General features: G+C 70.2%; 20 protein-coding genes. 4 read left to right on the top strand and 16 right to left on the bottom strand.

The genetic code is table 11. The features are described 5' to 3' along the window. The first annotated feature begins 349 nt into the window (after nucleotides 1–349). A complete protein-coding gene (locus ACF1AL_RS00155; protein ID WP_391825198.1) occupies nucleotides 350–1120 on the top strand; it encodes a helix-turn-helix domain-containing protein in 771 nt (256 codons plus the stop codon). Then, nucleotides 1117–1590 (top strand): NUDIX domain-containing protein, encoded by a 474-nt coding sequence (locus tag ACF1AL_RS00150; RefSeq protein WP_391825197.1) that lies wholly within the window; start codon nucleotides 1117–1119, stop codon nucleotides 1588–1590. The genes ACF1AL_RS00155 and ACF1AL_RS00150 overlap by 4 nt, the downstream gene beginning before the upstream one ends. Here ACF1AL_RS00150 and ACF1AL_RS00145 read toward each other — a convergent pair. Both ACF1AL_RS00145 and ACF1AL_RS00140 read right to left on the bottom strand, forming a co-directional pair. Continuing rightward, entirely contained in the window at nucleotides 1578–2147 is a 570-nt protein-coding gene (locus ACF1AL_RS00145) for an HD domain-containing protein (protein ID WP_391825196.1), read from the bottom strand. The two genes, ACF1AL_RS00150 and ACF1AL_RS00145, sit on opposite strands and share 13 nt — an antisense overlap. Before the next feature lie 11 nt (nucleotides 2148–2158). Next, the gene (locus ACF1AL_RS00140) at nucleotides 2159–2605 is read right to left on the bottom strand and encodes a winged helix-turn-helix domain-containing protein (protein ID WP_391825195.1); all 447 of its coding nucleotides are present in this window, start codon (nucleotides 2603–2605) and stop codon (nucleotides 2159–2161) included. 415 nt (nucleotides 2606–3020) lie between these two features. Here ACF1AL_RS00140 and ACF1AL_RS00135 point away from each other — a divergent pair, with 415 nt between their 5' ends. After that, complete coding sequence (locus tag ACF1AL_RS00135) at nucleotides 3021–5768, top strand: ATP-dependent RecD-like DNA helicase (protein WP_391825194.1); 2748 nt, start codon at nucleotides 3021–3023, stop codon at nucleotides 5766–5768. 117 nt (nucleotides 5769–5885) lie between these two features. Here ACF1AL_RS00135 and ACF1AL_RS00130 read toward each other — a convergent pair whose 3' ends face one another. The 9 genes from ACF1AL_RS00130 to ACF1AL_RS00090 all read right to left on the bottom strand — a co-directional run bounded on the left by ACF1AL_RS00130 (nucleotide 5886) and on the right by ACF1AL_RS00090 (nucleotide 16680). Further along, nucleotides 5886–6062: a hypothetical protein gene (locus ACF1AL_RS00130; protein ID WP_365739048.1), complete on the bottom strand. Its 177-nt coding sequence runs from the start codon at nucleotides 6060–6062 to the stop codon at nucleotides 5886–5888. 916 nt (nucleotides 6063–6978) lie between these two features. Continuing rightward, entirely contained in the window at nucleotides 6979–7380 is a 402-nt protein-coding gene (locus ACF1AL_RS00125) for a hypothetical protein (RefSeq protein WP_391694300.1), read from the bottom strand. A gap of 221 nt (nucleotides 7381–7601) precedes the next feature. After that, on the bottom strand, nucleotides 7602–8105 hold the full coding sequence (locus tag ACF1AL_RS00120; RefSeq protein ID WP_391694297.1) for an SUKH-4 family immunity protein: 504 nt from the start codon (nucleotides 8103–8105) through the stop codon (nucleotides 7602–7604). An 88-nt stretch (nucleotides 8106–8193) separates the two neighbouring features. After that, complete coding sequence (locus ACF1AL_RS00115) at nucleotides 8194–10500, bottom strand: xanthine dehydrogenase family protein molybdopterin-binding subunit (protein ID WP_391825193.1); 2307 nt, start codon at nucleotides 10498–10500, stop codon at nucleotides 8194–8196. Further along, entirely contained in the window at nucleotides 10497–12614 is a 2118-nt protein-coding gene (locus ACF1AL_RS00110) for a 2Fe-2S iron-sulfur cluster-binding protein (RefSeq protein ID WP_391825192.1), read from the bottom strand. Before ACF1AL_RS00110 ends, ACF1AL_RS00115 begins: the two co-directional genes overlap by 4 nt. Continuing rightward, nucleotides 12611–13504: an FAD binding domain-containing protein gene (locus tag ACF1AL_RS00105; protein ID WP_366841531.1), complete on the bottom strand. Its 894-nt coding sequence runs from the start codon at nucleotides 13502–13504 to the stop codon at nucleotides 12611–12613. The genes ACF1AL_RS00110 and ACF1AL_RS00105 overlap by 4 nt, the downstream gene beginning before the upstream one ends. A 343-nt stretch (nucleotides 13505–13847) precedes the next feature. Beyond that, nucleotides 13848–15476, bottom strand: coding sequence for a beta-N-acetylhexosaminidase (locus ACF1AL_RS00100; protein ID WP_391825191.1), 1629 nt, complete (start codon nucleotides 15474–15476; stop codon nucleotides 13848–13850). A 314-nt stretch (nucleotides 15477–15790) separates the two neighbouring features. Continuing rightward, nucleotides 15791–16078, bottom strand: a complete 288-nt coding sequence (locus ACF1AL_RS00095; RefSeq protein ID WP_361622442.1) for a DUF3039 domain-containing protein — start codon at nucleotides 16076–16078, stop codon at nucleotides 15791–15793. 29 nt (nucleotides 16079–16107) lie between these two features. Continuing rightward, a complete protein-coding gene (locus ACF1AL_RS00090) occupies nucleotides 16108–16680 on the bottom strand; it encodes a YqgE/AlgH family protein (RefSeq protein ID WP_366841533.1) in 573 nt (190 codons plus the stop codon). A gap of 251 nt (nucleotides 16681–16931) precedes the next feature. Here ACF1AL_RS00090 and murA point away from each other — a divergent pair, with 251 nt between their 5' ends. After that, the gene (gene murA / locus ACF1AL_RS00085) at nucleotides 16932–18269 is read left to right on the top strand and encodes a UDP-N-acetylglucosamine 1-carboxyvinyltransferase (RefSeq protein ID WP_366841534.1); all 1338 of its coding nucleotides are present in this window, start codon (nucleotides 16932–16934) and stop codon (nucleotides 18267–18269) included. Between the two features lie 126 nt (nucleotides 18270–18395). Here the strand turns inward: murA and ACF1AL_RS00080 are convergent, their stop codons facing one another. From ACF1AL_RS00080 to ACF1AL_RS00060, 5 genes are all read right to left on the bottom strand, one after another. Beyond that, nucleotides 18396–18677, bottom strand: a complete 282-nt coding sequence (locus ACF1AL_RS00080; RefSeq protein ID WP_361622433.1) for an HU family DNA-binding protein — start codon at nucleotides 18675–18677, stop codon at nucleotides 18396–18398. 337 nt (nucleotides 18678–19014) lie between these two features. Beyond that, on the bottom strand, nucleotides 19015–20430 hold the full coding sequence (locus tag ACF1AL_RS00075) for an NAD-dependent malic enzyme (RefSeq protein WP_366841535.1): 1416 nt from the start codon (nucleotides 20428–20430) through the stop codon (nucleotides 19015–19017). A 477-nt stretch (nucleotides 20431–20907) separates the two neighbouring features. Continuing rightward, entirely contained in the window at nucleotides 20908–23202 is a 2295-nt protein-coding gene (locus ACF1AL_RS00070; RefSeq protein WP_391659956.1) for a HelD family protein, read from the bottom strand. Between the two features lie 229 nt (nucleotides 23203–23431). Continuing rightward, nucleotides 23432–24253, bottom strand: a complete 822-nt coding sequence (locus ACF1AL_RS00065) for an anti-sigma factor family protein (protein WP_384203478.1) — start codon at nucleotides 24251–24253, stop codon at nucleotides 23432–23434. Next, nucleotides 24253–24834, bottom strand: a complete 582-nt coding sequence (locus tag ACF1AL_RS00060; RefSeq protein ID WP_103784269.1) for a sigma-70 family RNA polymerase sigma factor — start codon at nucleotides 24832–24834, stop codon at nucleotides 24253–24255. The genes ACF1AL_RS00065 and ACF1AL_RS00060 overlap by 1 nt, the downstream gene beginning before the upstream one ends. Nucleotides 24835–24980 lie beyond the last annotated feature (146 nt).

Below are 24980 nucleotides of genomic sequence, written 5' to 3'. Positions count from 1 at the left end.
GGCGGGTCACCCGGCCCGACATGGGCGGTCGGGGTGGTGACCCGCACCCATCGACCACCCCTGTTCAGGTGGCTGGGTCGGCACTCTGTTGAGTTCTTGGCAGTGCGGAATCCGGGCCTAGCCATCCGGACACTGCATGAGGAACATGTAGTACGTGTTCCTCATCATGCAGAGAGGGGTTCGCCCCGTCAAGCCCATCGGCTTTGTGGCGATCGGCGAGCCCCTCGCCGCGATGTACCTACAGACTGGCGCCGGCGCGGACGACGCTCGACTTCGCACCTGTACGGCTTCGGTCGTTCTTGGCTAGCGTGAAGTCGTACCAAGTCGTCCCAGACAGGCGGAGGTTGGAGTGGCGAACGAGCGGCTGCGAGGCGCCATCGTGGACTTGGGCCTGACGCTCGATGAGGTCGCGGAAAGGCTGGGGGTCGCTGCCAAGACGGTAGAACGCTGGATCAACGATCCCGAGCGCAAGCCTTACCGGCGCTTCCAGTACGCAACTGCCTCGCTGTTGAAGTGCGAGGTGTCGTATCTGTGGCCCGACGAACGCACATCGGCTGAGGTCACGGCGTCCGGCAATGCCGAGTTGGTCAGGCTGTATCCGCACCGATCCGTTGTGCCGCAAACGCTTTGGACGGCCCTCTACGCCAAGGTAACGCGCTGCTTCGACGTGCTGGTGTACTCCGGATTCTGGCTGACGGAAGACGCCACGTTCCATCGCATCGTGAAAGAGAAGTCAGCTGACGGCGTACCCATCCGCTTCATGCTCGGAGAGCCCACGTCTACGGCCGTGGCCGTCCGCGGCGAAGACGAGGGGATCGGCACGGCGATGGCGGGCAAGATCCGAAACGCCCTCATCAACTACGGGCCGCTCTTTGGACTCCCCGGCGTTGAGTTCCGGCTGCACGGCACCACCCTCTACAACTCGATCTATCGGGCCGATGACGAGTTGCTGGCGAACGGCCATCTGTACGGCGTGGGCGCCTACATGGCGCCTGTGCTTCACCTGCGGCGCGTGCCCGGTGGGGAACTCTTCGACGCCTACGCTGAGAGCGTTGAGAGGGTCTGGGAGTCAGCCCGACCGATCTCCTCGCCCGCCGACTGGGAAGGCGCACCATCATGAGCCGTATCGACTACTTCCGCGACCCGAACGCCCCGACGGCCAACTCGGTGGTGCCCTCGGTCACGGCGGTTGTCCGGGACGACTCGGGACGACTGCTACTCATCCACAAGACCGACAACGACCTGTGGGCGCTTCCCGGCGGCGGCCACGACATCGGTGAACGGATCGGTGACACCGTCGTCCGGGAGGTCCTGGAAGAGACGGGCATTCAGGTTGAGGTAGTCAGCATCGTCGGGCTTTACACCGACCCTGAGCACGTCTTGGCGTACGACGACGGCGAGGTCCGGCAACAGTTCTCCATCTGCTTCCGGGCCCGTCCCGTCGCGGGCTCTCTGCGTACCAGCAGTGAATCGAAAGAGGTCCGCTGGGTCGACCCAGCGGACCTTGATGGCTTGGACATCCATCCGTCGATGATGCTGCGCATCCGGCACGGCCTGGACGAATCGCGGCAACAGCCCTACATCGGCTGACTGCCGGCGGATGCCTGTGCCAAGCGTGCTTCCACTCGTCCCACTGCTGCATGAATCTCGGGGGCAGCGCGCTGGATAAAGCGTCCGACGATGGTGTCGGGGCCGTATCGCTTCACGATCTCGTCCAGCCGTTCGGCCGGCGTGGTCGGCGTACCGTCCGGCGTCGTCGTCATGTCGCAGTAGATTAGTGCGTCAACGAGGTCCGGACGCTCCGGTTGGAACTCGGTCTCCAGTTCTTGCCTCAGTCCGCGTTCCTCGGCCTCCAGGAGGGCGCAGGAGTGATGCGCGACCAGCCGCACGATGCGTTGGTCCACCCCTTCCTGGCCCCGGAGGAACCGCGCCCCGTCCAGTGGGTGAAAGCCTGTCGTCGCGATGGTCGGCGAGTACCCGATGTCGTGCAGAACGGCGGCGGATTCCAGTACTTCCGCGTCGTCACCGAGGATGGGGCCCAGGGAGCGAGCGCGCTTGGCTACCCCGAGGGAATGCGCCCAACGGCGCGGCAACGGTTCGGACAGCATCGCTTCGGAGAGCGAGTACGCCCACTCAGTCAGTCCCATGTCGGCCAAGACTACGGCCGCCCCGTGGGCGCCGGCAGAGCGCGCACCGTGCGCCCCTTCCCGTGAACCGTGGTGAGCAAGCCGTTCCCTTCCATCTGCGCCAGAACGCGCCGTACCGCGGTCCGGGATGCGCCGAACCGCTCGCACAGCTTCGCCTCTGACGGGTACGCATCGCCCACTGCCAACGAATCCTCCGCGATCACGTCAGTCATGCGTTCTGCCAACGACCGCCGGTCGCCGCTCCGAGCGGGACGCCATCCGATTCCGGGTGCGGACTCGACAATGCCTTCGGCTTCGAGCACCTTGAGGGCGCGACGGATCGTGTTCCGGCCGACACCGTGCGAGCGCATCATGTCGGCTTCCGACGGAAGGGTGTTAATACCCCTCCCGTTCTCGATCTCGGTTCGCAGTGCCTCTGCGATGACCAGGTACGTTCCACGCGGACTGGCCTGCGGCACGGGGGCTCACCTTCCTCGACCTGCACTCTATGGCAACAAGTGTTGCACTCCCCGTGCCACCGGCCGATGGTCTCGTCTTCCCATCCACGGGATGACTGCCGGCGTGATCACAGGGACCTCGGCTGACGCGAAGCGCGGGTGGCCAGGGTGGCGCGGGCCGCCTCTGGTCTCGGGAAGGTACAGGTCGGTCGGGAACCGGTGGGACAAGCAGGGCAGATCAGAAAAGATGGCCAGTTCGAGGCCTCTTGAGTGGTTCCATGGGCGTCTGATGGTGTCGGGGCGGCGCCTGATGTTCGACAGCAGGGCGAACACTCGTGCGAATGCACTGCAGCGGCGCTCGGGGCGAGGCGGCTAGGACTTCGTGCCTCGATACCGAAGGTGACGTGCATTCCTTCGGGGAAGTAGAGCGGGAGCGATGGCAACAGTAGAACAGCAAGTCAAGAGTGCCGACGACGTGATCTGCCAGAACCTTGCCAACCCAGTAGGCGACCGAGGCTTCCTCTCGCAAAACGTGTTGGGGCAACTCCGAAATCTCGTCGAAGGCCTTGCTGTCTGGGCACACCTAAATGATCGCTCGGCTGAGTTTCATTACAACCAGGTCGGGCCAGCTCTGGACGCTGTTAAGGCCCTCGCCAAGTTCAGGCTCCTGAGTAGATTCCACGGCCTACTCCAGGCCAGCGTCTCGCACTACACACTGGATCGTGACCCGTCCGAGCGATTGATGCTGAAGTATTACGAATACCTGCTCCGCACCCGCGACCTAGCAAAGGATCAGCTCGGGGTAACGATCCTGACCAACATCGAACAGTTTCCGATCGACCTCGACCCCTCGTTGCGGGAGTACTACGAGAAGATTGCCGCCTGCATCGAGGAGGAAAAGACGAGGCTGCCCACAAGTCGACGTCGCGAGCGATACTACATTCATAGCTCTCGACCTTTCTTCATCGCTGGCCGGATCTACTATGAGGTCACGTTTCACCTCGCCCACAATCGGACGAGCAAGTTCGATCGCATCATTGGGTTCACCGACATCGACGTCACTGACAAGTACGCAGCCAGTCTGGAGCTGGCAAGCGACACGATCGAGGTACTCGGCAAGAAAATGCCCATCACGCTGATCCGCTCATGGGAGGTGTCAATCCGACCGTGTGAGTTCGACAACTTCGCACGCCTCTTCGACGCCTCGCACGGAAAGGTCAGTACGTCGCATTCCGAGTACCGCAACCTGATGCGGTACCTCACGACGACGCGATCAAGTCTGCTTGATCTCATGGATATGACCGACGCCGCTTACGCATCGCTCCGCTCATGGGCACTAACTGGGACTCAACGAAGTGCGTCTATCTTCCCCGTCCTTGACCGCGCGCGGTCACTCATCCGCAAGGACCGGCCTGGCTCTCGTCTGCTGCGGTACCTCATGCTGCGGATGAACAATCGCGTCATCAAGGATCAGTTCTATGTCGATCCGTGTACTGCACTTTCCGGGCTGCGCGTCTCCTGGGGTTGCAGGCCCTTTGACACGATGCCGTTCTGCACATCACCACGCAAACACAACCCGCGCTTTGGGGATCTTGCCGAGAGTTTGGACGCTAAGGCTCGGCCTCACGAATTGCTTGCCAGGCGGGTCAGGAGCAATGTCGAGCAGCGCGGTGTGATTTATACACCGGCATCTGAGCTAGAGGACCTCGGTGACCTCGACGAACTGATATCGCGTCACAATTCGATGCTTCCGCCCACCGAACGGCACGCACGACGCAAGCTGGCTCAAGCAAATGGGCATGTGTTCATCGTCGGGTACGAGGACGACACGGTATCGATCGTGAACAAGCTCCGGGAAATCTCTGCTAGTGGCGTCCCCCAACATAGCAGCGACGTTCAGGCATGGATCGACGCGAACCCGGGCGTCATCGATGATCCCTTGAAGGCTGAGGCGCTGACGAAGTTGTTCGAGCACTCGAAGGTCGCCCTCGTCTACGGCGCGGCTGGTACGGGAAAATCGACGATGGTAAATCACATCGCGAACTACTTCGAGGATGCTCGAAAGCTCTTCTTGGCCCACACCAATCCGGCCGTCGACAACCTAAAGAGACGAGTACAGGCGCCGAACAGCGAGTTCAGTACGATCAGCAAGCACGTACGCAATGGTGCGCCGTTCGGCGTAAAGTACGACGTATTGGTAATCGACGAGTGCAGCACCGTAAGCAACGCAAGCCTGCTTGAGGTGCTTGAGAACACGTCCTTCGACTTGCTCGTACTTGTTGGCGACGTCTACCAGATCGAGTCGATCGAGTTTGGCAACTGGTTCAGTATCATTCGGTCGTATATCCCGAGCGAGTCTGTATTCGAACTGACAGAGCCCTTTAGGACGACCGACCAGGGCCTTCTGACACTGTGGAGCAGGGTTCGGAACCTGGACGACCACATCGAGGAGTCACTCTCCAAGAATGGCTACTCGACGGTTCTAGGAGACTCGCTCTTCCAACATCGAAGCGATGACGAGATCGTACTCTGCCTGAACTATGACGGCCTGTATGGCATCAACAACGTCAACCGGTTCTTGCAGGCGAGCAACCCGAATCCATCCGTGACGTGGCACGAGTCCACGTACAAGGTCGGAGATCCAGTACTTTTCAACGAGTCTGATCGGTTTAGTCCGGTCATCTTCAACAACCTGAAGGGGAAGATCGTCAAGATCGATCGCGCGCCCGGCCGTATCACGTTCGATGTGAATCTCGAACGGGATGTCACTGCAGACGATGTTCTCTTCACAAGTCTGCGCTGGGTGGAAGGATCGACTGTGCAGTTCGATGTCTTCGAGCGCGGCAATAGCGACGATGACGACGACTCCGTCAACACCATCGTGCCGTTTCAGATCGCTTACGCCGTGTCGATTCACAAGGCACAGGGTGTTGAGTACGAATCTGTGAAGGTCGTCATTACGGATGCCAACGAGGAGAGTATCTCCCACAGTATTTTCTACACCGCGATAACACGTGCTCGGAAGCGTCTCGAAGTGTTCTGGACTCCGGAAACGCAGCATCGAATCCTGAGCCGGCTGGCAGTGCGCGAGAACACGAAAGACGAGCATCTGATGAAGATCCGCAGGGGTTTGGTCCCTGTTGCGAAGCGACCGAAGCGCCAAAAGACGCGCCAGCTACCGTAGACACTGACAGTGACAGCAACGCGGCGCCGTGGGGCATCTCCCAGTCGACACGAGAGGTGTAGATCTGGAGGTGCCTCATCGGTATTGGGCAGGACCTTGCCGAGCTCGGCGGCGTTGCTACTGCTGTCGGGCCTCGGTGTTCTCACGGATCGCGGCGGCGACGTCGAGCAGGGCGTAGGCGATGGCAGCGAGCCCTTCCCCAATGGCGTCGGTTCGGTCTTCGTCGCCGGTCCGGCTCGCCGCCGCGTCTGCCTTGCCCTCCGCGTAGCTCCCGTACACGCTTTGATTCGGCATCCGTGTCCCTCCCTCTCCCCGGCTTCTCCAGGGATCTTTGTTGCCTCCCCCGACCTGAGCTCGGCCAAGCCTCAGATCACGCCAGCCCTCATGCCGGTTGGCCCCGTGCTCCAAGTGCAGGCTGAAGAGCACCCAACGCCAGACGCCGGTAGCTGACCCTCTGCCGGCAGCGCTGCGTCCGTCTCAGTTTCCGTCTCGTTCATCGCCGTACACAGGCATACAGCGCGGTTCGCGCTGCCCGGCGGATGCGGCCCTCCGTATGGGGCTGAACGGCGACGGTCGCACACGAATGACCCTCTGAGCAGGTCCGACAAACCTGCAAAGCGAGTTACGCGGGTTCAATTCCCGCCACGGCCTCCGGCGGCCTGGCCAGGCCAAACAGAAGGGCGGCACCCCAGCACGGGTGCCGCCCTTCTCGCCGTCCGTCCCCGTTTCCGTCGCAGTTGGTCCGCGTGAAGGCCAACCGCGGAACCGGGTCTCGAACACGCGGAGTCCCTCCCCTCGCGGGGTAACGGGATGGAATGGCGGAGCGTCAGCGATCGGACGATGAGGCAACCCCTTCGTGGCGCCGGCGCGGAATGGCGCGGTGGCTCGCGGTGGCTCGCGGTGCCGGCTTACGCGCTTGCCGTGGCGGGGCTTGCGGCCGTGTCATGGCGCTGGGTGAGGGGCAAGTCGCGGGACGACTCGCTGTCTTTGGCGCTGACGGTCACGTCGAGCGCGATCGGTGGCCAGTGGATGGCCGCGCGCATCCGGCGGAGGGCCGGTCGAGGCGAAGGCTGAACGTCAGCCGCGGACGTGGTCGCGCTGGAACGTGGTGCGGCCTCATGGCCGTCGCCGACCGGGAAGGGGTGGCACGCGTGCGTGCCGCCCCTTCTGCTGTGTGGGCGGGTCAGCCGCCTTCGGGGCGTGGGCGGGGTCAGCCCGCCGAGCACAGGCCGTCGTTCGGGCAGAACATCACCTCGGTGTAGTTGTAACCGGTGTGGACGGTCACCGGGTTCGGTGAGGGACCGATGTTGACGTACGAGCCGGCGTCGGGGGTGGCGGTGAACGTGACCGTCGTGCCGACCGTGAACGTCGCGGTGCAGGTGCCGGTCGGGTTCTGCTGCGGGACGTTGTAGGGATCGAGGTCCGCCGCCTGGTGGCAGTTGATCCCGGCCGGCTGGCTGGTGATGGTTCCGCCGCCCCAGCCGTCGCTGACGTACGCGGACAGTTGGGCGGTGGCGGCGTGGGCCGGGCCGATGGTGGCGATCGCGGCCGCCGTGGTGAGTGCGGTGACGAGTCCCATCGCCCGCCAGGTGCCCTTGGTCGTCTTGCGCATGGGAGGCTCCTCGGAGATCGAACCATGTCGACCCCTGTGACCAGCCTATGAGTCCCTCAGGGCGCACGCATCCGGCGGCCCGGCAGGGCAGACGGCGTTCTCCGACCGCGGCTCGGCGCCCGCGCGCTCGGCGCCCGGCTCACGACCCACTGCCCACGCGTCAGGTCGGCAGGTCGCCAACCCCCGCGCCCCGGGGTCCCTGCGCGCCGGCTCCCCTGCTGCTACTGCGCCAGTGCCACCGGCTCGCCCATGTCTCCGAGCGCGCGGGCGTTGCGGTGGTGTGCCAGCCACAGCAGGAACGCCAGGCCGGAGACGTCGGCGTTCAGAGGCTGGGGGGCCGCGCCGGGGCCGGGCCAGGACAGGACCGTGCCCGTGGTGCCGTCGAGCGCCAGGCTGGTGCCGTCCACGGCCTCGCCGAGGCGTATCAGGCGGGCCGCACCGTGCGGCAAGGGCGCGTGCGAGCGCAGCTCGTGCACGGCGTACTCGCTCAGCGTGGCCAGCGGGACGTCCATGTCCAGCCGGAACCACGGCGTCTCCTCCGGCAGGCCGACCTCGCGCAGGAAGCGGCGCGTCGGCTCGTGCGTGAGGGCGCGCGGAAAGTCGAGGTCCTCGAAGCGGACGATCCGCCCGGCCCCGAACTCCTCGTCCAGCAGCCGCGGCGGCAGGTCCAGGGCCAGCCCGGACGCCGTGTCCGGTCCCCTGGCGGTGATGGTGCGCGTGCTCATGCTTCCCCCGTGTGCTTCCCCGTACGGGAGTTTCCCTGTGTCTCTCCCGTGGTCGGAACACTACGCCCCACCACTGACAACGGGCCCGTCAGTTGTTCACCACCGCCGCCTGGGGGCGGATCGGCAGCCGGTTGACCGGGCGGCCCGTCGCCGCGCGCACCGCCGAGGCGATCGCCGCCGGCGAGGCCACCACCGGCGCCGCGCTGACCGCCTTCGCGCCGAACGGCGCCACCACGTCCCGCTCCTCGACCAGTTTGACGATCCGGATGTCCGGCGCGTCCAGGGCCGTCGGCAGCGCGTACCCGGTGAGGTCGGGGTGGCGGATCAGACCCCGCGGCGTGCGCAGGTTCTCCGTCAGCGCGATGCCCACGCCCTGCGTGACACCCGCCTCGATGCGCGCCGCGAGCTGCGCCGGGTTGAGCACCCGGCCCACGTCCTGCGCGACGGCCAGCTCCACGACCCGCACCGAGCCCAGCTCGATGTCCACGTCCACCACCGCGCGGATCGCGCAGAACGCGAGCCCGACGAAGGCGTCGCCCTGTCCCGACTCGTCCAGCGGCTCGGTGGGGTGCGGGCGGCACTGGGCCGTGGCCCACAGCTCCTTGCCGTCCATCGCCTCCGTCACCGTCGTCGACAGCACGCCGTCGTACGAGGTGATCTTGCCGTCGGTGATCTGCAGCAGCTCGGTGGACATGCCGAACTTGTGGGCCAGCGGCTGCAGGAGCTGCGTGCGGACCATCTTGGCCGCGCGCTCCACCGCACCGCCCGACACCCACGTGTGGCGGCCGCGGCACCCGGGGCCCGCCGGGGGCTGGTCGGTGTCGACGGGCGCCACGTGGACCTCGTCGATGCCGAGCGTCTCCTGCACGATCTGCCGGGCCAGCGTGGCGAATCCCTGCCCGGTCTCCACCGCCGCGCACAGCACGGTGGCAACCCCGTCGTGCACCTTCACCGTCGCCGTGGACACCTCGTCGGCGCCCTCCGCGCCGAGCATGTGCACCACGCCCAGGCCGTAGCCCACGCCGCGGCGCACCGCGCCCGGCTCGCCCGCGCCCTCGGGGCCGCCGGGCAGCAGCCAGTCCTCCTCCGGGGTGTCCTTGGGGAGGGCGGGCAGGGGGAAGTCCCGTACGGCCTGCAGGAGTTCGGCGACGGGTGCCGGGCAGGTCACCGTCTGGCCCGTCGGCAGCACGTCGCCGGTGGCCATGACGTTGCGCAGGCGCAGCTCCGCCGGGTCGACGCCCAGCTTCTTCGCCAGCTTGTCCATCTGCGCCTCGTACGCGGCGCACACCTGCATGGCGCCCTCGCCGCGCACATGGCCGGAGGGCGGGTTGTTGGTGCGCACCGCCCAGCCCTCGATGAACGCGTTCGGCACCACGTAGGGGCCGCAGGCGAAGGAGACGGCCGCGGCGAGCGCGTCGGAGGAGGTGTCGGCGTAGGCGCCCGCGTCGAGCAGGATCTGCGCCTCGACCTTCACCAGTCTGCCCTCGGCGTCCGCGTGGTGGCGGTAGCGCAGCAGGGTGGGGTGCCGGTGGGCGTGGCCGAGGAAGGACTCCTCGCGGGTCGCGGTCAGCTTCACCGGGCAGCCCGTCTTCAACGCGAGCAGGCCCAGCGGGAGTTGGAAGCCCTGGTCCTCACGGTCGGCGGTCGCGCCGGGCACGCCGGTGACGACGACCTTCACCCGCTCCGGCTCCAGGCCGAAGCAGGCGGCGAGGGCGTCGCGGTCGGTGTGCGGGTCGGTGGAGGCCGTGTACAGCTCCACGCCGCCGTCGGGGCGCGGCACGGCGAGCCCGGCCTCGGCGCCGATGGGCGCGGGGTCCTGGCGGCCGATGCGGTACAGGCCCTCGACGACCACCTCGCCGACCGCGGACGGGTCGCCGTGGCGCAGCGGGATGTGCCGGATCAGGTTGCCATCGGGGTGCAGCGGCTCGGCCTCGAAGGCCTGCTCGGGGTCGGTGACCGGGTCGAGCACCTCGTACTCGACGATGACGGCCGCGGCGGCCATCCGCGCGGTGTCCGGGTGGTCGGCGGCGACGGCCGCGATGGGCTCGCCGTGGTGGCGTACGACCTCGGAGGCGAACACCGGGCGGTCGGCGGCGCCCCGGCCGTACACCGGGCTGCCGGGGACGTCCTCGTGGGTGACGACGGCCCGCACGCCGGGCATCTCGCGCGCGTGCGTGGTGTCGATGGACACGATGCGCGCGTGCGGGTGCGGGGAGCGCAGCACGGCCGCCCACAGCAGGCCCTCGGCCCACAGGTCGGCCGCGTACGGGAAGGTGCCCTCGGTCTTGGCGCGGGCGTCGGCGGCCGGCAGGGAGGCGCCCAGGCCGTGCGGGATCTGCTCGGGGGCGGGTGCTGCCTCCGCGGTGGTGGTCGCGGTGGCGGCTTCGTTGCTCACGCCTGGCCTCCGTCCTCTCCCTGTCCGTACGGCTGCTGGTCGTGCCCGTGCGGGGCGGCCGGGTCCTGGAACGCGCCCGGGTGCCCGCCGTGTTCGAACACGCTCGGGTGCGCGCCCTCCTCGAACGCGCTCGGGTGCACGCCGCCCGCGCCCGGGCCCGCCTGGTGCGGGATACGCGGCTCGTCGCCGTCCGTCTCACCGTCGCCCGCGCGCAGGGCCTCACGCTCGGCGACGACCTCCTGGACGGCCTGCACGACGCCCCGGTAGCCGGAGCAGCGGCACAGGTTGCCGCAGAGGGCCTGGCGGGTCTCCAGCTCGGTCGGCGCCGGGTTGCCCTCCAGCAGGTCGTGCACGGTCATCGCCATGCCGGGCACGCAGAAGCCGCACTGCACCGCGCCGCACCGGGCGAGCGCCCGCTGCACGTCGGAGGGCTGCCCGTCCTCGGCGAGGCCCTCCACGGTGCGGACCTCGCTGCCGGCGGCGGTGACCGCGGGCACCAGGCAGGAGGCGACGAGCCGGCCGTCGACCTGCACGTTGCACGCCCCGCACTCGCCCTGCGAGCAGCCGTCCTTGGCGCCGGCCAGGCCCAGCCGCTCGCGCAGCACGTACAGCAGCGACTCGCCGATCCAGGCGTCGCCGACGGGCCGGTCGGCACCGTTGACGCGCAGCACGTAGGAGGCGAGGGGGTGTTCGTCGTGCGGCGGTGGCGGGGCGTCGTGCGGCGGCGCCTCCGGGTGCGGCGCCGCGCCGGGCGCCGGGCCGTCGTGCGGCTGGGCGGCCTCGTGCGGCTGCCCGGCCTCGTGCGCGTCGTGCGCGTCGTGCGGGTCCGGCGCGGCCGGGGGCTGCTCCGGGGACTCGGCGTGCCCGGCGGGGGCCTCGGCCTCTGCGGGCGGTTCGGCGGACGGCTGCTCCGGCGCCTGCTCCGACGCCTCGGCCGTCTCCGGCGCCGGCGCGTGCTCGGCCTCCGGCGCCTCGTCGGCGTGCGGCGCGTGCGCGGGTACGGCGGTGGGGTCGGCCCCGGTCGGCACGGCCTGCTGGACGTCGTGGGCGCCGAGGGCTTCCTGGGCGGCGTGCGCGCCGGGCGTGGCGTGGGCGTCGTGCGCGTCCTCCACGCCCTGTGCGCTGTGCGCGTCCTGCACGCCGTGCGCGTCCTGCGCGGGCGCCTGCGTGGGCTCCGTCGCGGGCTCCCCGCCGGTGGGTTCGGCACCGGACGGTTCGGCGTCCTCGGCCGTCGGCTCGGCGGCGGGGGCGTAGTCGCCCTGGGGGCCGGCGAAGTGGCCGGTGTGGTCACCCGGGGTCTCGCTCGCGAAGGGCTGCGGCTGCGCACCGGCGAAGTGGCCGCTGTCCTGGCCGGCGGCGTGACCGGTGTGCGGGCCCGCGTAGGGGGCGACCTCCGGTCCGGCGGCCGGGTAGCCGCCCTCGTGCGCGTGCCCGGCGACCGGCTCGCCCGGCTCACCGCCGTGGACCGGTGCCTGCGGCTGTTCCTCGCCCGCGCCGGGCTCCGGCTGCGGCGTGTCCCAGGGGCGTCCCGGTGCGCCGGTCGCCCAGGGGGCGGCGGCCCCGCCGGGCAGTGTGGCCGGAGGGGTGCCGCCCCACTGCTCGACGAGCGAGGACGTGGTGTACTCGCCGGACTCGTCCGGCAGGTCGCCCCCGGCGACGGGGATGGACCACTGCCCGGTGACGTCGTGGCCGGGCGCGGGCGCCGGCTCGTGCTCGGGGGCGCCCCCGCCGCCGTACGCGCCCGTGTGGTCCTCGAAGTTCCACTGCCCGGTCGCGCCGGGCTGGTAGGTGAACCGGTCGTCGGCGGACGCCTGCGGGGCCTCGCCCGAGCCGGTGGCCGGGGCACCCCACTGCGCCCCGTCGGCGGGCATGCTCCAGGTGCCCGTGGCGGCGGGGTCGGTGCCGGCGGTGGTGGCCGGGGCCACCGTTATCTGCGGCGGCACATAGCCGTGCCCGGGCGCGGCGAGCGGGCTGTCGCCGGACAGCAGCGCGTCGACGCCGCCCTCGGGGAGCTTGACGAAGGCGGTCGCGCCGTCGTCGTAGTCGCCCTGGGGCAGCGGGTCCCAGCGGCCGCCGCCCTGCGGGGTGCCCGTTCCCTGCTGGTCGTCGGTCACGACAACGCCCTCCCCAGTGCTCGTCGGGCCAGCGCGGCGACGGTGCGCCGCAGGTGCAGTACGGCGGGTGGAAGCGGTGGTACGGAGCCGTCCTGCTCCGGGGCCGGGTCGGGGATGCAGGCCGCGGCGACGTACTCCCCGAAGGCGTGCAGCGCCTCGGGGACGATCGCGCGGTTGTTGTCCCAGTCGATGAGCTGGGCGACCCAGTGCTCGGCCTCCAGGGGGCGCAGCGGCATGGGCGCGATGGCGCCGACCGCGCAGCGCACGCCCCGGCGCGCGGGGTCGAGGACGAGCGCGACGGAGGCGACGGCGCGTCCGGGGCCGGTGCGGCCGGTGGCCTTGAGGAAGACCTGGGGGGCGTGCAGCAGCGGCACGCGCACGTAGCCGATGAGTTCACCGGCGCGCAGCAGGTCCATCCCGGCCAGCAGGTGCGACACCGGGATCTCGCGGCGGGCCCCGCCCGGCCCGGCGATGATCAGGGTGGCCTCCAGCGCGGCGAGCACGGGCAGCGCGTCGCCGGTCGGAGCGGCGGAGGCGATGTTGCCGCCGAGGGTGCCGGCGTTGCGGATGTGCGGGGGGCCGGCCGCGCGGGCGGCGGCGGCGAGCGCCGGGATGAGGGCGGCGAAGTCGGGGCGGCCCATGCGCGCGTGCGTGAGGCCGGCGCCGAGCAGGGCGTGGCCGTCCTGGTACTGCCAGCCGCGGATCTCGCTGATCCGGTTCAGGCCGACCAGTGCGGCGGGCCTGAGCTGCCCGGAGTTGACGGCGGTCATCAGGTCGGTGCCGCCCGCGACGGGCACGGCGGCGGGCATGGCGGTCAGGGCCGCAACGGCCTCGTCCAGCGTCGTGGGCAGCGTGACGGTCTGCGCCGCCTGCGGTGCGTGCGTGGTCAAAACCGGCTGCCCCTTCCCGCTGCCCCACCTGGTCCCACCCGTTGCGCCGTACGGTACGTGCTGACAGGGCGGACGTGGCAACTCTGGCACATCTTCCGAGCAGCTGAGGACGCGGGTCCGGTAGGAGGCGTTCGCCCACCTCACCGGCGAGTTGGTCCGTTTTCGCACGGCTTCGCCGAAGGGTGCGAATTGGCACTCTTCGGTGACCTCGATGGGATTGTGCCATTACCTGTTCGACCGGCGCGGGGCCTGTGGAAAACGTCCGTCCTCAGCCTGTGGACGACGGCCGCCGGGCCAAAGAAGGCACCCGCTGAGGGCAGCACCCCCGGGGGCTCGGGCGCGGCTACCGGTTCGGCGGCGGTCCGTCGATCGGGCGGCCCAGGATGCCCGGCCGGCGCTGCCAGGGCCGCGGGCCCGAGGGCGGGCGGTAGGCGACGCCGAGGGCGTCAAGTCGCCGGTAGTGGGCGGCCATCCGCCGCTCGAAGCCGGCGTGGTCGCGCTCGGCGGGGGCGGGCAGGTCGCTCCAGGCCACCTCGGCGAGGGCGGCCAGCCGCGGGAACACCTGGTAGTCCACGCGCCCCTGGTCCTCCGTCACCTCCGACCACAGGTTGGCCTGGGTGCCCAGGACGTGCCGCCTCTCGTCCCCGGTGAGCTGCGCCGGCACGGGATCGAAGCGGTAGACGTCCTCCAGGGTGCGGACGAAGCCGATGGGCACCGGCTCGTCCTCGCCCGGCGCCTGACGGTGGTCCAGGTACACGTACTGCTCGGGGCACATGACGACGTCGTGGCCCGCGCGCGCGGCGGCGATGCCGCCCGCGTAGCCGCGCCAGGACGACACGGCGGCGCCCGGCGCGAGGCCGCCCTCCAGGATCTCGTCCCAGCCGATGAGGCGCCGCCCGCGCGCGCTCAGCCAGCGGTCGAAGTGACCGATGAACCACGCCTGGAGCCCGTCCTCACCGGCCAGCCCGAGCTCCTTGATCCGGGCCTGCGCGGTGGCCGAGCGCCGCCATTGGTCCTTCGGGCACTCGTCACCGCCGATGTGGACGAACTCGGACGGGAAGAGCTCCAGGACCTCCTCGAACACCTCTTCGTAGAAACGGAGGGTGGTGTCGGTGGGGGCCAGTACGTTGGGGCTGACTCCCCAGGTGTCCCAGACGGAGAGGGCGGTGGTGTCGATGACGTCGGTGTTGCCGAGTTCCGGGTACGCGGCGATGGCGGCCTGCGAGTGTCCCGGCACGTCGATCTCGGGGACGACGGTGATATGCCGCTCGGCGGCGTAGGCGACGATCTCCCGGATGTCGTCCTGGGTGTAGAAGCCGCCGTGCGGCCGCTCGTCCCACAGCGGTGAGGCGCGGTGGCCGAGTTTGGTGCGCGCGCGCCAGGAGCCGATCTCGGTCAGGCGCGGGTGACGGCGGATCTGCAGGCGCCAGCCCTGGTCGTCGGTCAGGTGCAGGTGCAGCACGTTGAGTTTGTGCGCCGCCATCAGGTCCAGGTAGCGCAGGACGCCGTCCTTGGGCAGGAAGTGGCGGGCGACGTCCAGCAGGAGGCCGCGCCAGCGGAAGCGGGGCGCGTCCTCGACGACCGTGCCGGGCAGGGTCCAGCGGCGGCCGGGCGTGAGGGGCGCGCGCCGGAAGGCGTCGGGGCCGAGCAGCTGGCGCAGCGTCTGCGCGGCCCAGAAGACGCCGGCCGGCCCGCCGCCGAGCAGGGTCGCGCCGGTGGCGTCCACGGTGAGCCGGTAGCCCTCCGGGCCGAGCGTCCCGGTGTCCCCGACGGCCAGCCGGATCGCCGTGCCCCCGTCACCTCGGCCGGGCGGCAGCGCGTACCCGGTCGCGGCCTGGAGCATGGCGCGCAGCCGGCGCGCGGTGGCTTCGGTGCCGGGCCCGGCCGCGAGCACGGTGTCCTCGTCGAGCGCGCAGCCGGCGTCGGCCGTCCGCACGGCCCGCGGCGCCGGGATCAGATCCGCTGCGGTCATCGCTCCCCCCACCGTGCGCGGCCCGCGGGAGCGGGAAACCGGCGCACAAGATTCACAGAGCGCGGCCCGGCCTTCACGGGACGGCCCTCGGTACGGCACACCGGGAAGGCTCCTCCGCCACGGCACACGCCAAGACCCCTCTGCCCGGCAGACCGGAGAGGCTCCCCCGCCACGATGCGCAAGGCTAGGGAGCGCGGGAAGGCGCCCACAAGAGGTCTGCACCACTGCGTGAAAACGCACGGAGGCCCCGACGGCACGCCACTGCGCGCCAGGGGGCCTCACCCACGTCGAGAACGGCCGAGCCGGCCGGCCGGCTACTTCTTGCCGCCGCCCTTGCCGCCCTCGTCGCCGCCGGCGCCCATGGAGTCGTAGATCTCCTTGCACATGGGACACACGGGGTACTTCTTCGGGTCGCGGCCCGGCACCCAGACCTTGCCGCACAGCGCCACGACGGGCGTCCCGTCGAGGGCGCTCGCCATGATCTTGTCCTTCTGGACGTAGTGGGCGAAGCGCTCGTGGTCACCGTCACCGTGGGAGGTCTGCGGCGTCGGCTCTACGAGGGTCCCCGTACCAGTCCCGCGCTCGGGCTCGAGAGTGCTCATAAACGCAAGGGTACTGAAGGTCACACGGTTCAGTTGAGCGATGGGTCGTCCGGGTACGTGGCCACCATCGCGAGCTCGTTGCGCTGGCGGCGCAGCACCTCGCGCCAGAGTCGTTCGGGGGACGGGGAGGAGACGTCGCCGGGTTCGGACTCGACGACGTACCAGGCGCCCTCGACCAGTTCGTCCTCCAGCTGTCCTGGCCCCCAGCCGGCGTATCCGGCGAAGATCCGCAGGGAGCCGAGGGCGGAGGCGAGGAGCTCGGGCGGGGCCTCCAGGTCGACCAGGCCGATCGCTCCGTGCACCCGCCGCCAGCCGAGCGGGGTGCCGTCCGCCTGCGGGTCGCCGGGGACGACGGCGACGCCGAGGGCGGAGTCCAGGGAGACCGGGCCGCCCTGGAAGACGACGCCGGGCTCGCCGGCGAGGTCGGCCCAGCCCTCCAGGATGTCGCCGACGCCCACCGGCGTCGGGCGGTTGAGGACGACACCGAGCGAGCCCTCCTCGTCGTGGTCGAGGAGGAGCACCACCGCACGGTCGAAGTTCGGGTCCGCCAGGGCGGGGGTGGCCACGAGCAGCCGCCCTGTGAGCGAGGACACCTCGGTCATGCCAGACATGATCCCGCATCTTCCCGGGCTGTGGGGAGGCAATCGGGGTAGGCGGGTGAAGGCAGGTCACGGCTCACGGAGGCTCCCCCGGGCGCACGGCCGGGTCCGTGACCGCATGTGCCCGGTGCTCCACGGTTCGTGTTGTGACAAAGCCATGACGTTCCCGGGTGGTCCGCGGGCTTACTTCAGGGGGGTCCGTGGCGATTACTCTGTCTCTCTCCCCCTGCCCGACTCATCGGAACGCGAGATACATGACCGTCAACGACGATGTCCTGCTTGTCCACGGCGGAACCCCGCTGGAGGGCGAGATCCGTGTCCGAGGCGCGAAGAACCTCGTGCCGAAGGCCATGGTGGCCGCCCTGCTGGGCGGTGAGCCGAGTCGACTGCGCAACGTTCCGGACATCCGTGACGTGCGGGTCGTACGCGGTCTGCTGCAGCTGCACGGGGTGACGGTCCGTCCGGGTGAGGAGCCGGGCGAGCTGGTGCTCGACCCGACCCGGGTGGAGAGCGCCAACGTCGCTGACATCGATGCCCACGCGGGCTCCAGCCGTATCCCGATCCTGTTCTGCGGACCGCTGCTGCACCGCCTCGGGCACGCCTTCATCCCGGGCCTGGGCGGCTGCGACATCGGCGGCCGGCCCATCGACTTCCACTTCGACGTGCTGCGGCAGTTCGGCGCGGTCATCGAGAAGCGGGCGGACGGCCAGTACCTGGAGGCCCCGCAGCGCCTGCGCGGCACGAAGATCCGGCTGCCGTACCCGTCGGTCGGCGCGACCGAGCAGGTGCTGCTGACGGCCGTGCTGGCCGAGGGCGTGACCGAGCTGTCGAACGCGGCGGTGGAGCCCGAGATCGAGGACCTGATCTGCGTCCTGCAGAAAATGGGCGCGATCATCGCGATGGACACCGACCGCACGATCCGCATCACCGGTGTGGACAAGCTCGGCGGGTACACCCACCGCGCGCTGCCGGACCGGCTGGAGGCCGCGTCCTGGGCGTCGGCGGCGCTGGCGACCGAGGGCAACATCTACGTCCGCGGGGCGCAGCAGCGCTCGATGATGACGTTCCTGAACACCTATCGCAAGGTGGGCGGCGCCTTCGAGATCGACGACGAGGGCATCCGCTTCTGGCACCCCGGCGGGCAGCTGAAGTCCATCGCGCTGGAGACGGACGTGCACCCCGGCTTCCAGACCGACTGGCAGCAGCCGCTGGTGGTGGCGCTCACCCAGGCCACCGGCCTGTCCATCATCCACGAGACGGTGTACGAGTCCCGGCTCGGCTTCACCTCGGCGCTGAACCAGATGGGCGCCCACATCCAGCTCTACCGCGAGTGCCTGGGCGGCTCCGCCTGCCGCTTCGGCGCGCGCAACTTCCTGCACTCCGCGGTGGTGTCGGGCCCGACCCGGCTGCAGGGCGCCGACCTGGTCATCCCCGACCTGCGCGGCGGTTTCTCGTACCTGATCGCGGCGCTCGCCGCCCAGGGCACGTCCCGGGTGCACGGCATCGACCTGATCAACCGCGGCTACGAGAACTTCATGGAGAAGCTCGTGGAGCTGGGCGCGAAGGTGGAGCTGCCGGGCCAGGCGCTGTGAGGGAGCAGGCCCTGTAACGGCGCCAGCCCGCACGACGACGATGGGGCGGCCCCCCGGGAAGGGGGACCGCCCCATTGGCGTCCAGAGCGTCGCGTACGCCGTCCCGTGGCGTACGGACGGCCGGGGTCACTTGCCCTTGGCGGCTTCCTTGAGCTTGGAGCCCGCGGAGACCTTCACGCTGAAGCCGGCCGGGATCTGGATCGGCTCACCGGTCTGCGGGTTGCGGGCGGTGCGAGCGGCACGGTGGGTGCGCTCGAAGGTCAGGAAGCCGGGGATGGTGACCTTCTCGTCGCCCTTGGCGACGACATCGCCGACGACGTCGGCGAACGCGGCCAGCACGGCGTCGGCGTCCTTGCGGGTCACCTCGGCGCGGTCGGCCAGCGCGGCCACCAGCTCACTGCGGTTCATGTTGTTACTCCCGTGTTCTTCTTGCCGTTGGGGCGTGCCATGCGGCGACAGCCGCGTCGGACACAGCGAAGCCGTTGCTGCCAGGGTCGTCGGACGGTTCCGGGGCCGGTTCCGTCCTCGGACGCGAGCGCCCAGGGACGCATCCTGCCCCTACCTGCGGCGGTAAAGCCAATCCGGCACCCGCAGGAGTCGTGAGAACACTCTTGGGAGTCACACGAAAGCGCCACCGCCCCGGCCGTCACTTTTGCCACTGGCCGGCCGCCCACCCTAGAGGGCGGCCGCAGGCCCCTGGTTCCACGACGCGCCGGGCGGTGGTCGTGGGAAGTCTCACAAGCGTTTACGCGGTCGCGCCGGCCGCCCTGGCCGCGTCCCGGACCGCCCCGGCCACCGCACCGGCGACCTTGTCGTTGAAGACGGACGGGATGATGTAGTTCGGGTTCAGCTCGTCCTCGGTGACGACGTCCGCCAGGGCCTTCGCGGCGGCGAGCATCATCTCCGTGTTGACGGTGCGGGACTGCGCGTCCAGCAGGCCGCGGAAGACACCCGGGAAGACCAGCACGTTGTTGATCTGGTTCGGGAAGTCGGAGCGGCCGGTGGCCACAACGGCCGCCGTCTGACGGGCGATTGCCGGGTCGACCTCGGGGTCGGGGTTCGCGAGCGCGAACACGATGGCACCCTCGGCCATGCCGGCCACGTCGTCGCCGTCGAGGACGTTCGGGGCGGAGACGCCGATGAAGACGTCGGCGCCGCGCACGGCCTCCTTCAGCGTGCCCGTCAGGTTCTCGGGGTTGGTGTTGTCGGCGATCCAGCGCAGCGCGGAGCCGGCGGGCGCGTCGACCAGGTCGGCCCGCCCGGCGTGCACGACGCCGTGGATGTCGGCGACGACGGCGTTCTTCACACCGGCGGCCAGCAGGAGCTTCAGGATGGCCGTACCGGCGGCCCCGGCGCCCGACATCACCACGCGCACGTCCCCGATGCCCTTGCCGACGACGCGCAGGGCGTTGGTGAGGGCGGCGAGGACGACGATGGCGGTGCCGTGCTGGTCGTCGTGGAAGACGGGGATGTCCAGCGCCTCGCGCAGCCGGGCCTCGATCTCGAAGCAGCGGGGCGCGGAGATGTCCTCGAGGTTGATGCCGGCGAAGCCGGGCGCGATGGCCTTGACGATCTCCACGATCGCGTCGGTGTCCTGGGTGTCCAGGCAGATCGGCCAGGCGTCGATCCCGGCGAACCGCTTGAACAGGGCCGCCTTGCCCTCCATCACCGGCAGCGCGGCCTTGGGGCCGATGTTGCCCAGGCCCAGCACGGCCGAGCCGTCCGTCACGACCGCAACGGAGTTGCGCTTGATGGTCAGACGGCGGGCGTCCTCGGGGTTCTCCGCGATGGCCATGCACACGCGGGCGACGCCCGGGGTGTAGATCATCGAGAGGTCGTCACGGTTGCGGATGGGGTGCTTGGACGCCATCTCGATCTTGCCGCCGAGGTGCATCAGGAACGTACGGTCGGAGACCTTGCCCAGCGTGACGCCCTCGATGGCGCGCAGCTTGCCGACGATCTCCTCGCCGTGGGCGGTGGAGGTGGCCGCGATCGTGACGTCGATCCGGAGCTTCTCGTGCCCGGATGCGGTGACGTCGAGGCCGGTCACCGAGCCTCCGGAGGACTCCACGGCGGTGGTGAGCTGCGAGACGGCGGTTCCGCTCGCGGGCACCTCCAGCCGGATCGTCATCGAGTAGGAGACGCTGGGCGCCGTTGCCATGGCCGACTTCCTCTGCTTTCACCGTTGCGCTGGGTTTGTAGCCGTCCGATCGTCGCACCTACCCCTGAGTACGTGGTAGTCGCCCCGGATTGCGGACGTTTTGTTCACGGGCAGGGGCATCCTGGGTGCGTGTTTTCGGAAAACGACTTCCGCCATGCGAGAGAATACGACAGGGCGTCAGACAAATAAAGAGACCCACGTCACGATGACGTGGGTCTCTCAACGTTCATGACACCGACCCGCCATGCTCGCCTCGCGGCAAGTGGTCCCTCTGAGGGACAAAGGTTGGGCCCGGGGGCTTGGATCGGGCCGGTGCCACACCCAGGCTAACAAACGGATCCGCCGGGGCCATTCCCCCCACGGAGTTCTTTGTCGTGGCACCCCGATACGGCCCAGCGCGGCATGGCGCCCGGGGCCGGGTGACCGCCACGGGGTGCGCGGCCCGGCGTCGCGGGGTGCAGCCGCGCAGGGACCGGTTCAGTCCCGGAGCAGGTCCGGTACGCCGTCCGTGTCGGGGTCGTCGCGGTCCGTCGAGACCACCGTCAGCTGCTGGGTCGCGCGCGTCAGCGCCACGTACAGCACCCGCAGCCCCGCCGGCGACTCGTCCGCGATCTCCGCCGGCGACACGACGACCGTCGCGTCGTACTCCAGGCCCTTGGCCTCCAGGCTGCCCAGGGCCACCACCCGGTCGCCCAGCCCGGCCAGCCACCGCCGCGCCTCCTCCCGGCGCTGCATGGCGACGACGACGCCGACCGTGCCGTCGACCGCCCCCAGCAGCCGCTCGGCCTCGGCCCGCACGGTCTTCTCCAGCGAGTCCCCGGCCACCGCGAACCGCGGCCGCACGCCGGTCGAGCGGACCGCCGACGGCGCGGTGGAGCCCGGCATGGCCAGCGCCAGCACCTTCGAGGCCAGCTCGGCGATCTCCGCCGGGTTGCGGTAGTTCACGGTGAGCTGGAAGCGGCGCCGCGGCCGTGTGCCGAGCGCCTCGTCCCGGGCCTCGGCGGCCTCGTCGACGTCGGACCAGGACGACTGGGCCGGGTCGCCGACGACCGTCCACGTGGCGTGGCGCCCGCGCCGGCCCACCATGCGCCACTGCATCGGCGTGAGGTCCTGCGCCTCGTCGACGATGACGTGGGCGTACTCCACGCGCTCGGCGGCCAGCCGCTCCGCGCGCTCGCGCTGCGACTCCTCGCGCACCGGCATCAGCTCCTCCAGACCGGTGAGCTGGTCCAGCGGGTCGAGCTCGCGCTTCTTCTTCGGGCGCACCGGGGCGCCGAGGATCGCCTGCAGTTCGTCCAGCAGCGCGATGTCGTGCACGGAGAAGCCGTCGCGTCTGAGCGAGCGGGCGACCTTGCGCACCTCCCCCGGGTTGAGGATGCGCCGCGCCCAGCGGCCGAGCCGCTTCTCGTCGGCCATCGCCGACAGCACCGCCCGCGGGGTCAGCTCCGGCCACCAGGCGTCGAGGAACTCCAGGAAGGAGTCCTCGGTGCTGACGTCCTCGTCGAAGGAGGAGCGCAGCTCCGCGGCCAGCTCCGGATCGGTGTGCCGGCCGGCGGCGCCGGACTGCTCCCACAGGGCGTCCAGCAGCAGCCTGCGGGCGCGCGGACGCAGCAGGTTCACCGGCGCCGTACCGCCGAGGGCGGTGCGCCGGACGCGGTCCAGCTCCGCGGCCTCCAGTTCGAGCCGCCGCCCGAAGGCGACGACCCGCAGCCGGGCCGGGGCGTCCGGCCCCTCCAGGGCCCCCCGGGCGGCCTTGCGCAGCACCTTCAGCATGCGGATGGAGCCCTTGGCGCGGGCGACCGCCGGGGAGTCGTACAGCGTGGCCTCGACGCCGTCGACCAGGGAGCCGATCGCGCGGATGGCGACCTGGCCCTCCTCGCCGAGCGAGGGCAGCACGCCCTCGGTGTAGGCGACGAGCAGCGGGGTGGGCGAGACGATCAGGATGCCGCCGGCGTAGCGACGCCGGTCCTGGTAGAGCAGGTAGGCGGCACGGTGCAGCGCCACGGCGGTCTTGCCGGTCCCAGGGCCGCCCTCGACGTACGTCACGGACGCTGCGGGGGCGCGGATCACCATGTCCTGCTCGGCCTGGATGGAGGCCACGATGTCCCGCATGGTGTGGGTGCGGGCCTGCCCCAGCGCGGCCATCAGCGCGCCGTCGCCGATCACGGGCAGCCGCTGCCCGTCGAGGTACGCGGTGAGCTCCGGGCGCATCAGGTCGTCCTCGACGCCGAGGACGCGCCGTCCCTTGGACCGGATGACCCGCCGCCGCACGACACGGCCCGGGTCCACCGGCGTGGACCGGTAGAAGGGCGCGGCCGCGGGCGCGCGCCAGTCGATGACGAGCGGCGCGTAGTCCTCGTCGAGGACGCCGATGCGGCCGATGTGCAGGGTCTCGGCGATGTCGGCGGTGTTGTCGGGCCGTACGGCGCCCTCGGCGGGCTCCACCGCCGTGTACGCGCCGTCGGGCCCCTTCTTGCCGTCCTTGCCGAGCAGCAGGTCGATCCGGCCGAAGAGGAAGTCCTCGAACTCGTTGTTCAGGCGGTTGAGGTGGATGCCCGCCCGGAAGACCTGCGCGTCCCGCTCGGCGAGCGCCCCGGGCGTGCCGACCTGGCCGCGCCGGGCCGCGTCGTTCATCAGGAACTCCGCCTCGTGGATCTTCTCCTCGAGGCGCCGGTACACCCGGTCGAGGTGTTCCTGTTCGACGGTGATCTCCCGGTTCCGAATCGATTCGTGAACCGGGTCGACCGCGGATTGCTGTGCCTGAGCGGCCACCGGGCCCCCTTCTGACGTGCTGGGCAGCCGTCAACCGTACGCGAAGGAAGCACGAAGAGGCGAGAGGAGACGGCACTGCCCGGTACCGGGCAAGCCGCCGGGGCCAGAGCGCGGGGCCGTACGGCTGTGCGGGCGGCGCCGCGTGGGCGCGGGAAACCACAGATCACCCGCACCCGTCAGACGACCGCCCTCACCTTTTGACGGGCGGCGAGCGCCGCCCCCGCCGGGCTCACGCCTTGATCTGCACGAGCTTCTGCCCCTGGAAGGTCATCACCTCGAAGTGGTCGATCTCGTTCGGCTTGAAGGCCGCCCCACCGCCGATGTACAGCGGGTTCTTCGCCTCCTCCGTCTTGGCGTTGGGGATGCCGTATCCCCAGCCCGGCACGGACCAGGACGACACCGTCTCGCGCTCGCCGTTCTTGCCGACGGCGATGAGCGAGCACTTCAGCGGGCCCTTGACGTTCTTCAGCTCCAGGACCGCCTGGGTGCCCCAGTCCTTCTGCGCCATGCCGACGGTGCCGGTGACGTCGGTCGCCGGGTCGTGGCCGGTGACCTTGTCGCCCATGGTCGAGAACAGCGTCTTGGCGGGGCTGGCCGGCGCGGCCTGGTTGCTGCCGCCGGAGTCGGAGCCGGTGGTGGCGACGGCGACCAGGGGACCGCCGACGATCAGCGCGGCGGCCGCGGCCACCATGTAGAAGCCGCGGCGGCGCTTCGCGGCCCGCCGCTCGGCGACCTCGTCGACGAGCTTCTCCGCCAGCCGCGGGCTGGGCCGGGCCGACAGCGACTCGCCGATCGCGGGCGTGCCGGTGCCGGGCAGGTCGGCCAGCGCGGCCAGCATCGGTTCCATCCCGGCGAGTTCGTCGAGCTGCTGGGCGCACCACTCGCAGGTGGCGAGATGCGCCTCGAAAGCGGTTGCTTCGGCGTCGTCGAGAATCCCCAGGGCGTAGGCGCCGACGGTCTCGTGCTCGTTCGGGCCCGGTGATCCCTGCATGGGACCAGTGTTACCCGGACCTTCCGGTCCGAATCCTCGCATTCCCCCGTACCCGCTCATCACGCCGTCACCCCCCGCTCCTCCAGTGCCAGCTTCATGGACCGCAGGGCGTAGAAAACCCTTGAGCGGACGGTGCCGCTGGGGATGCCCAGCGTCTCGGCCGCCTCATTGACGGTACGCCCTTTGAAGTACGTCTCGACGAGCACCTCCCGATGGGCCGGGGTCAGGTCGTCGAGCGCGTCCGACAGCGTCATCAGCCACAGCGCTTTGTCGATCTCGTCCTCCGCGGGGATGACCTCCAGCGGCGACGGATCGACCTCCTGCGGCCGGGCCTGCCGGCTGCGGTGGCCGTCGATGACGATGCGGCGCGCGACCGTCACCAGCCAGGGGCGTACCGAACCGGTCGCTCGATTGAGCTGGCCGGCGTTCTTCCAGGCACGGATGAGCGTCTCCTGCACCACGTCCTCGGCGCGCTGCCGGTCTCCGGCGACCAGGCGCAGCACATACGCGAGCAGGGGTCCGGCGTGCTCTCGATACAGGGCACGCACCAGCTCCTCGTCGGGTTCCGAGGGCTGGGAAGCGCGATGTCGGGCCCTCGATCCACGTTCATTGGCCACGACGGAATCCTTGCGCACGCCCACCTCCGGTGTCCGGGGCTTCCCCCAGTCGGTCGCTCGACCACCGGTACGGAAGCGGGCCGTCGGATGTTCAAAAGAAGGGGAGGCAATTCCGCGAGGTCGGGTGACGAGGGAGGACATGCACGCACATTCCCGCCCCGCGTTCTTTA

The sequence above is a fragment of the Streptomyces sp. NPDC014801 genome (assembly GCF_043082085.1).
Classification (GTDB): domain Bacteria; phylum Actinomycetota; class Actinomycetes; order Streptomycetales; family Streptomycetaceae; genus Streptomyces.
Note: the sequence above shows the minus strand (reverse complement) of the source record. Positions and strands in the feature narration are given on the sequence as shown.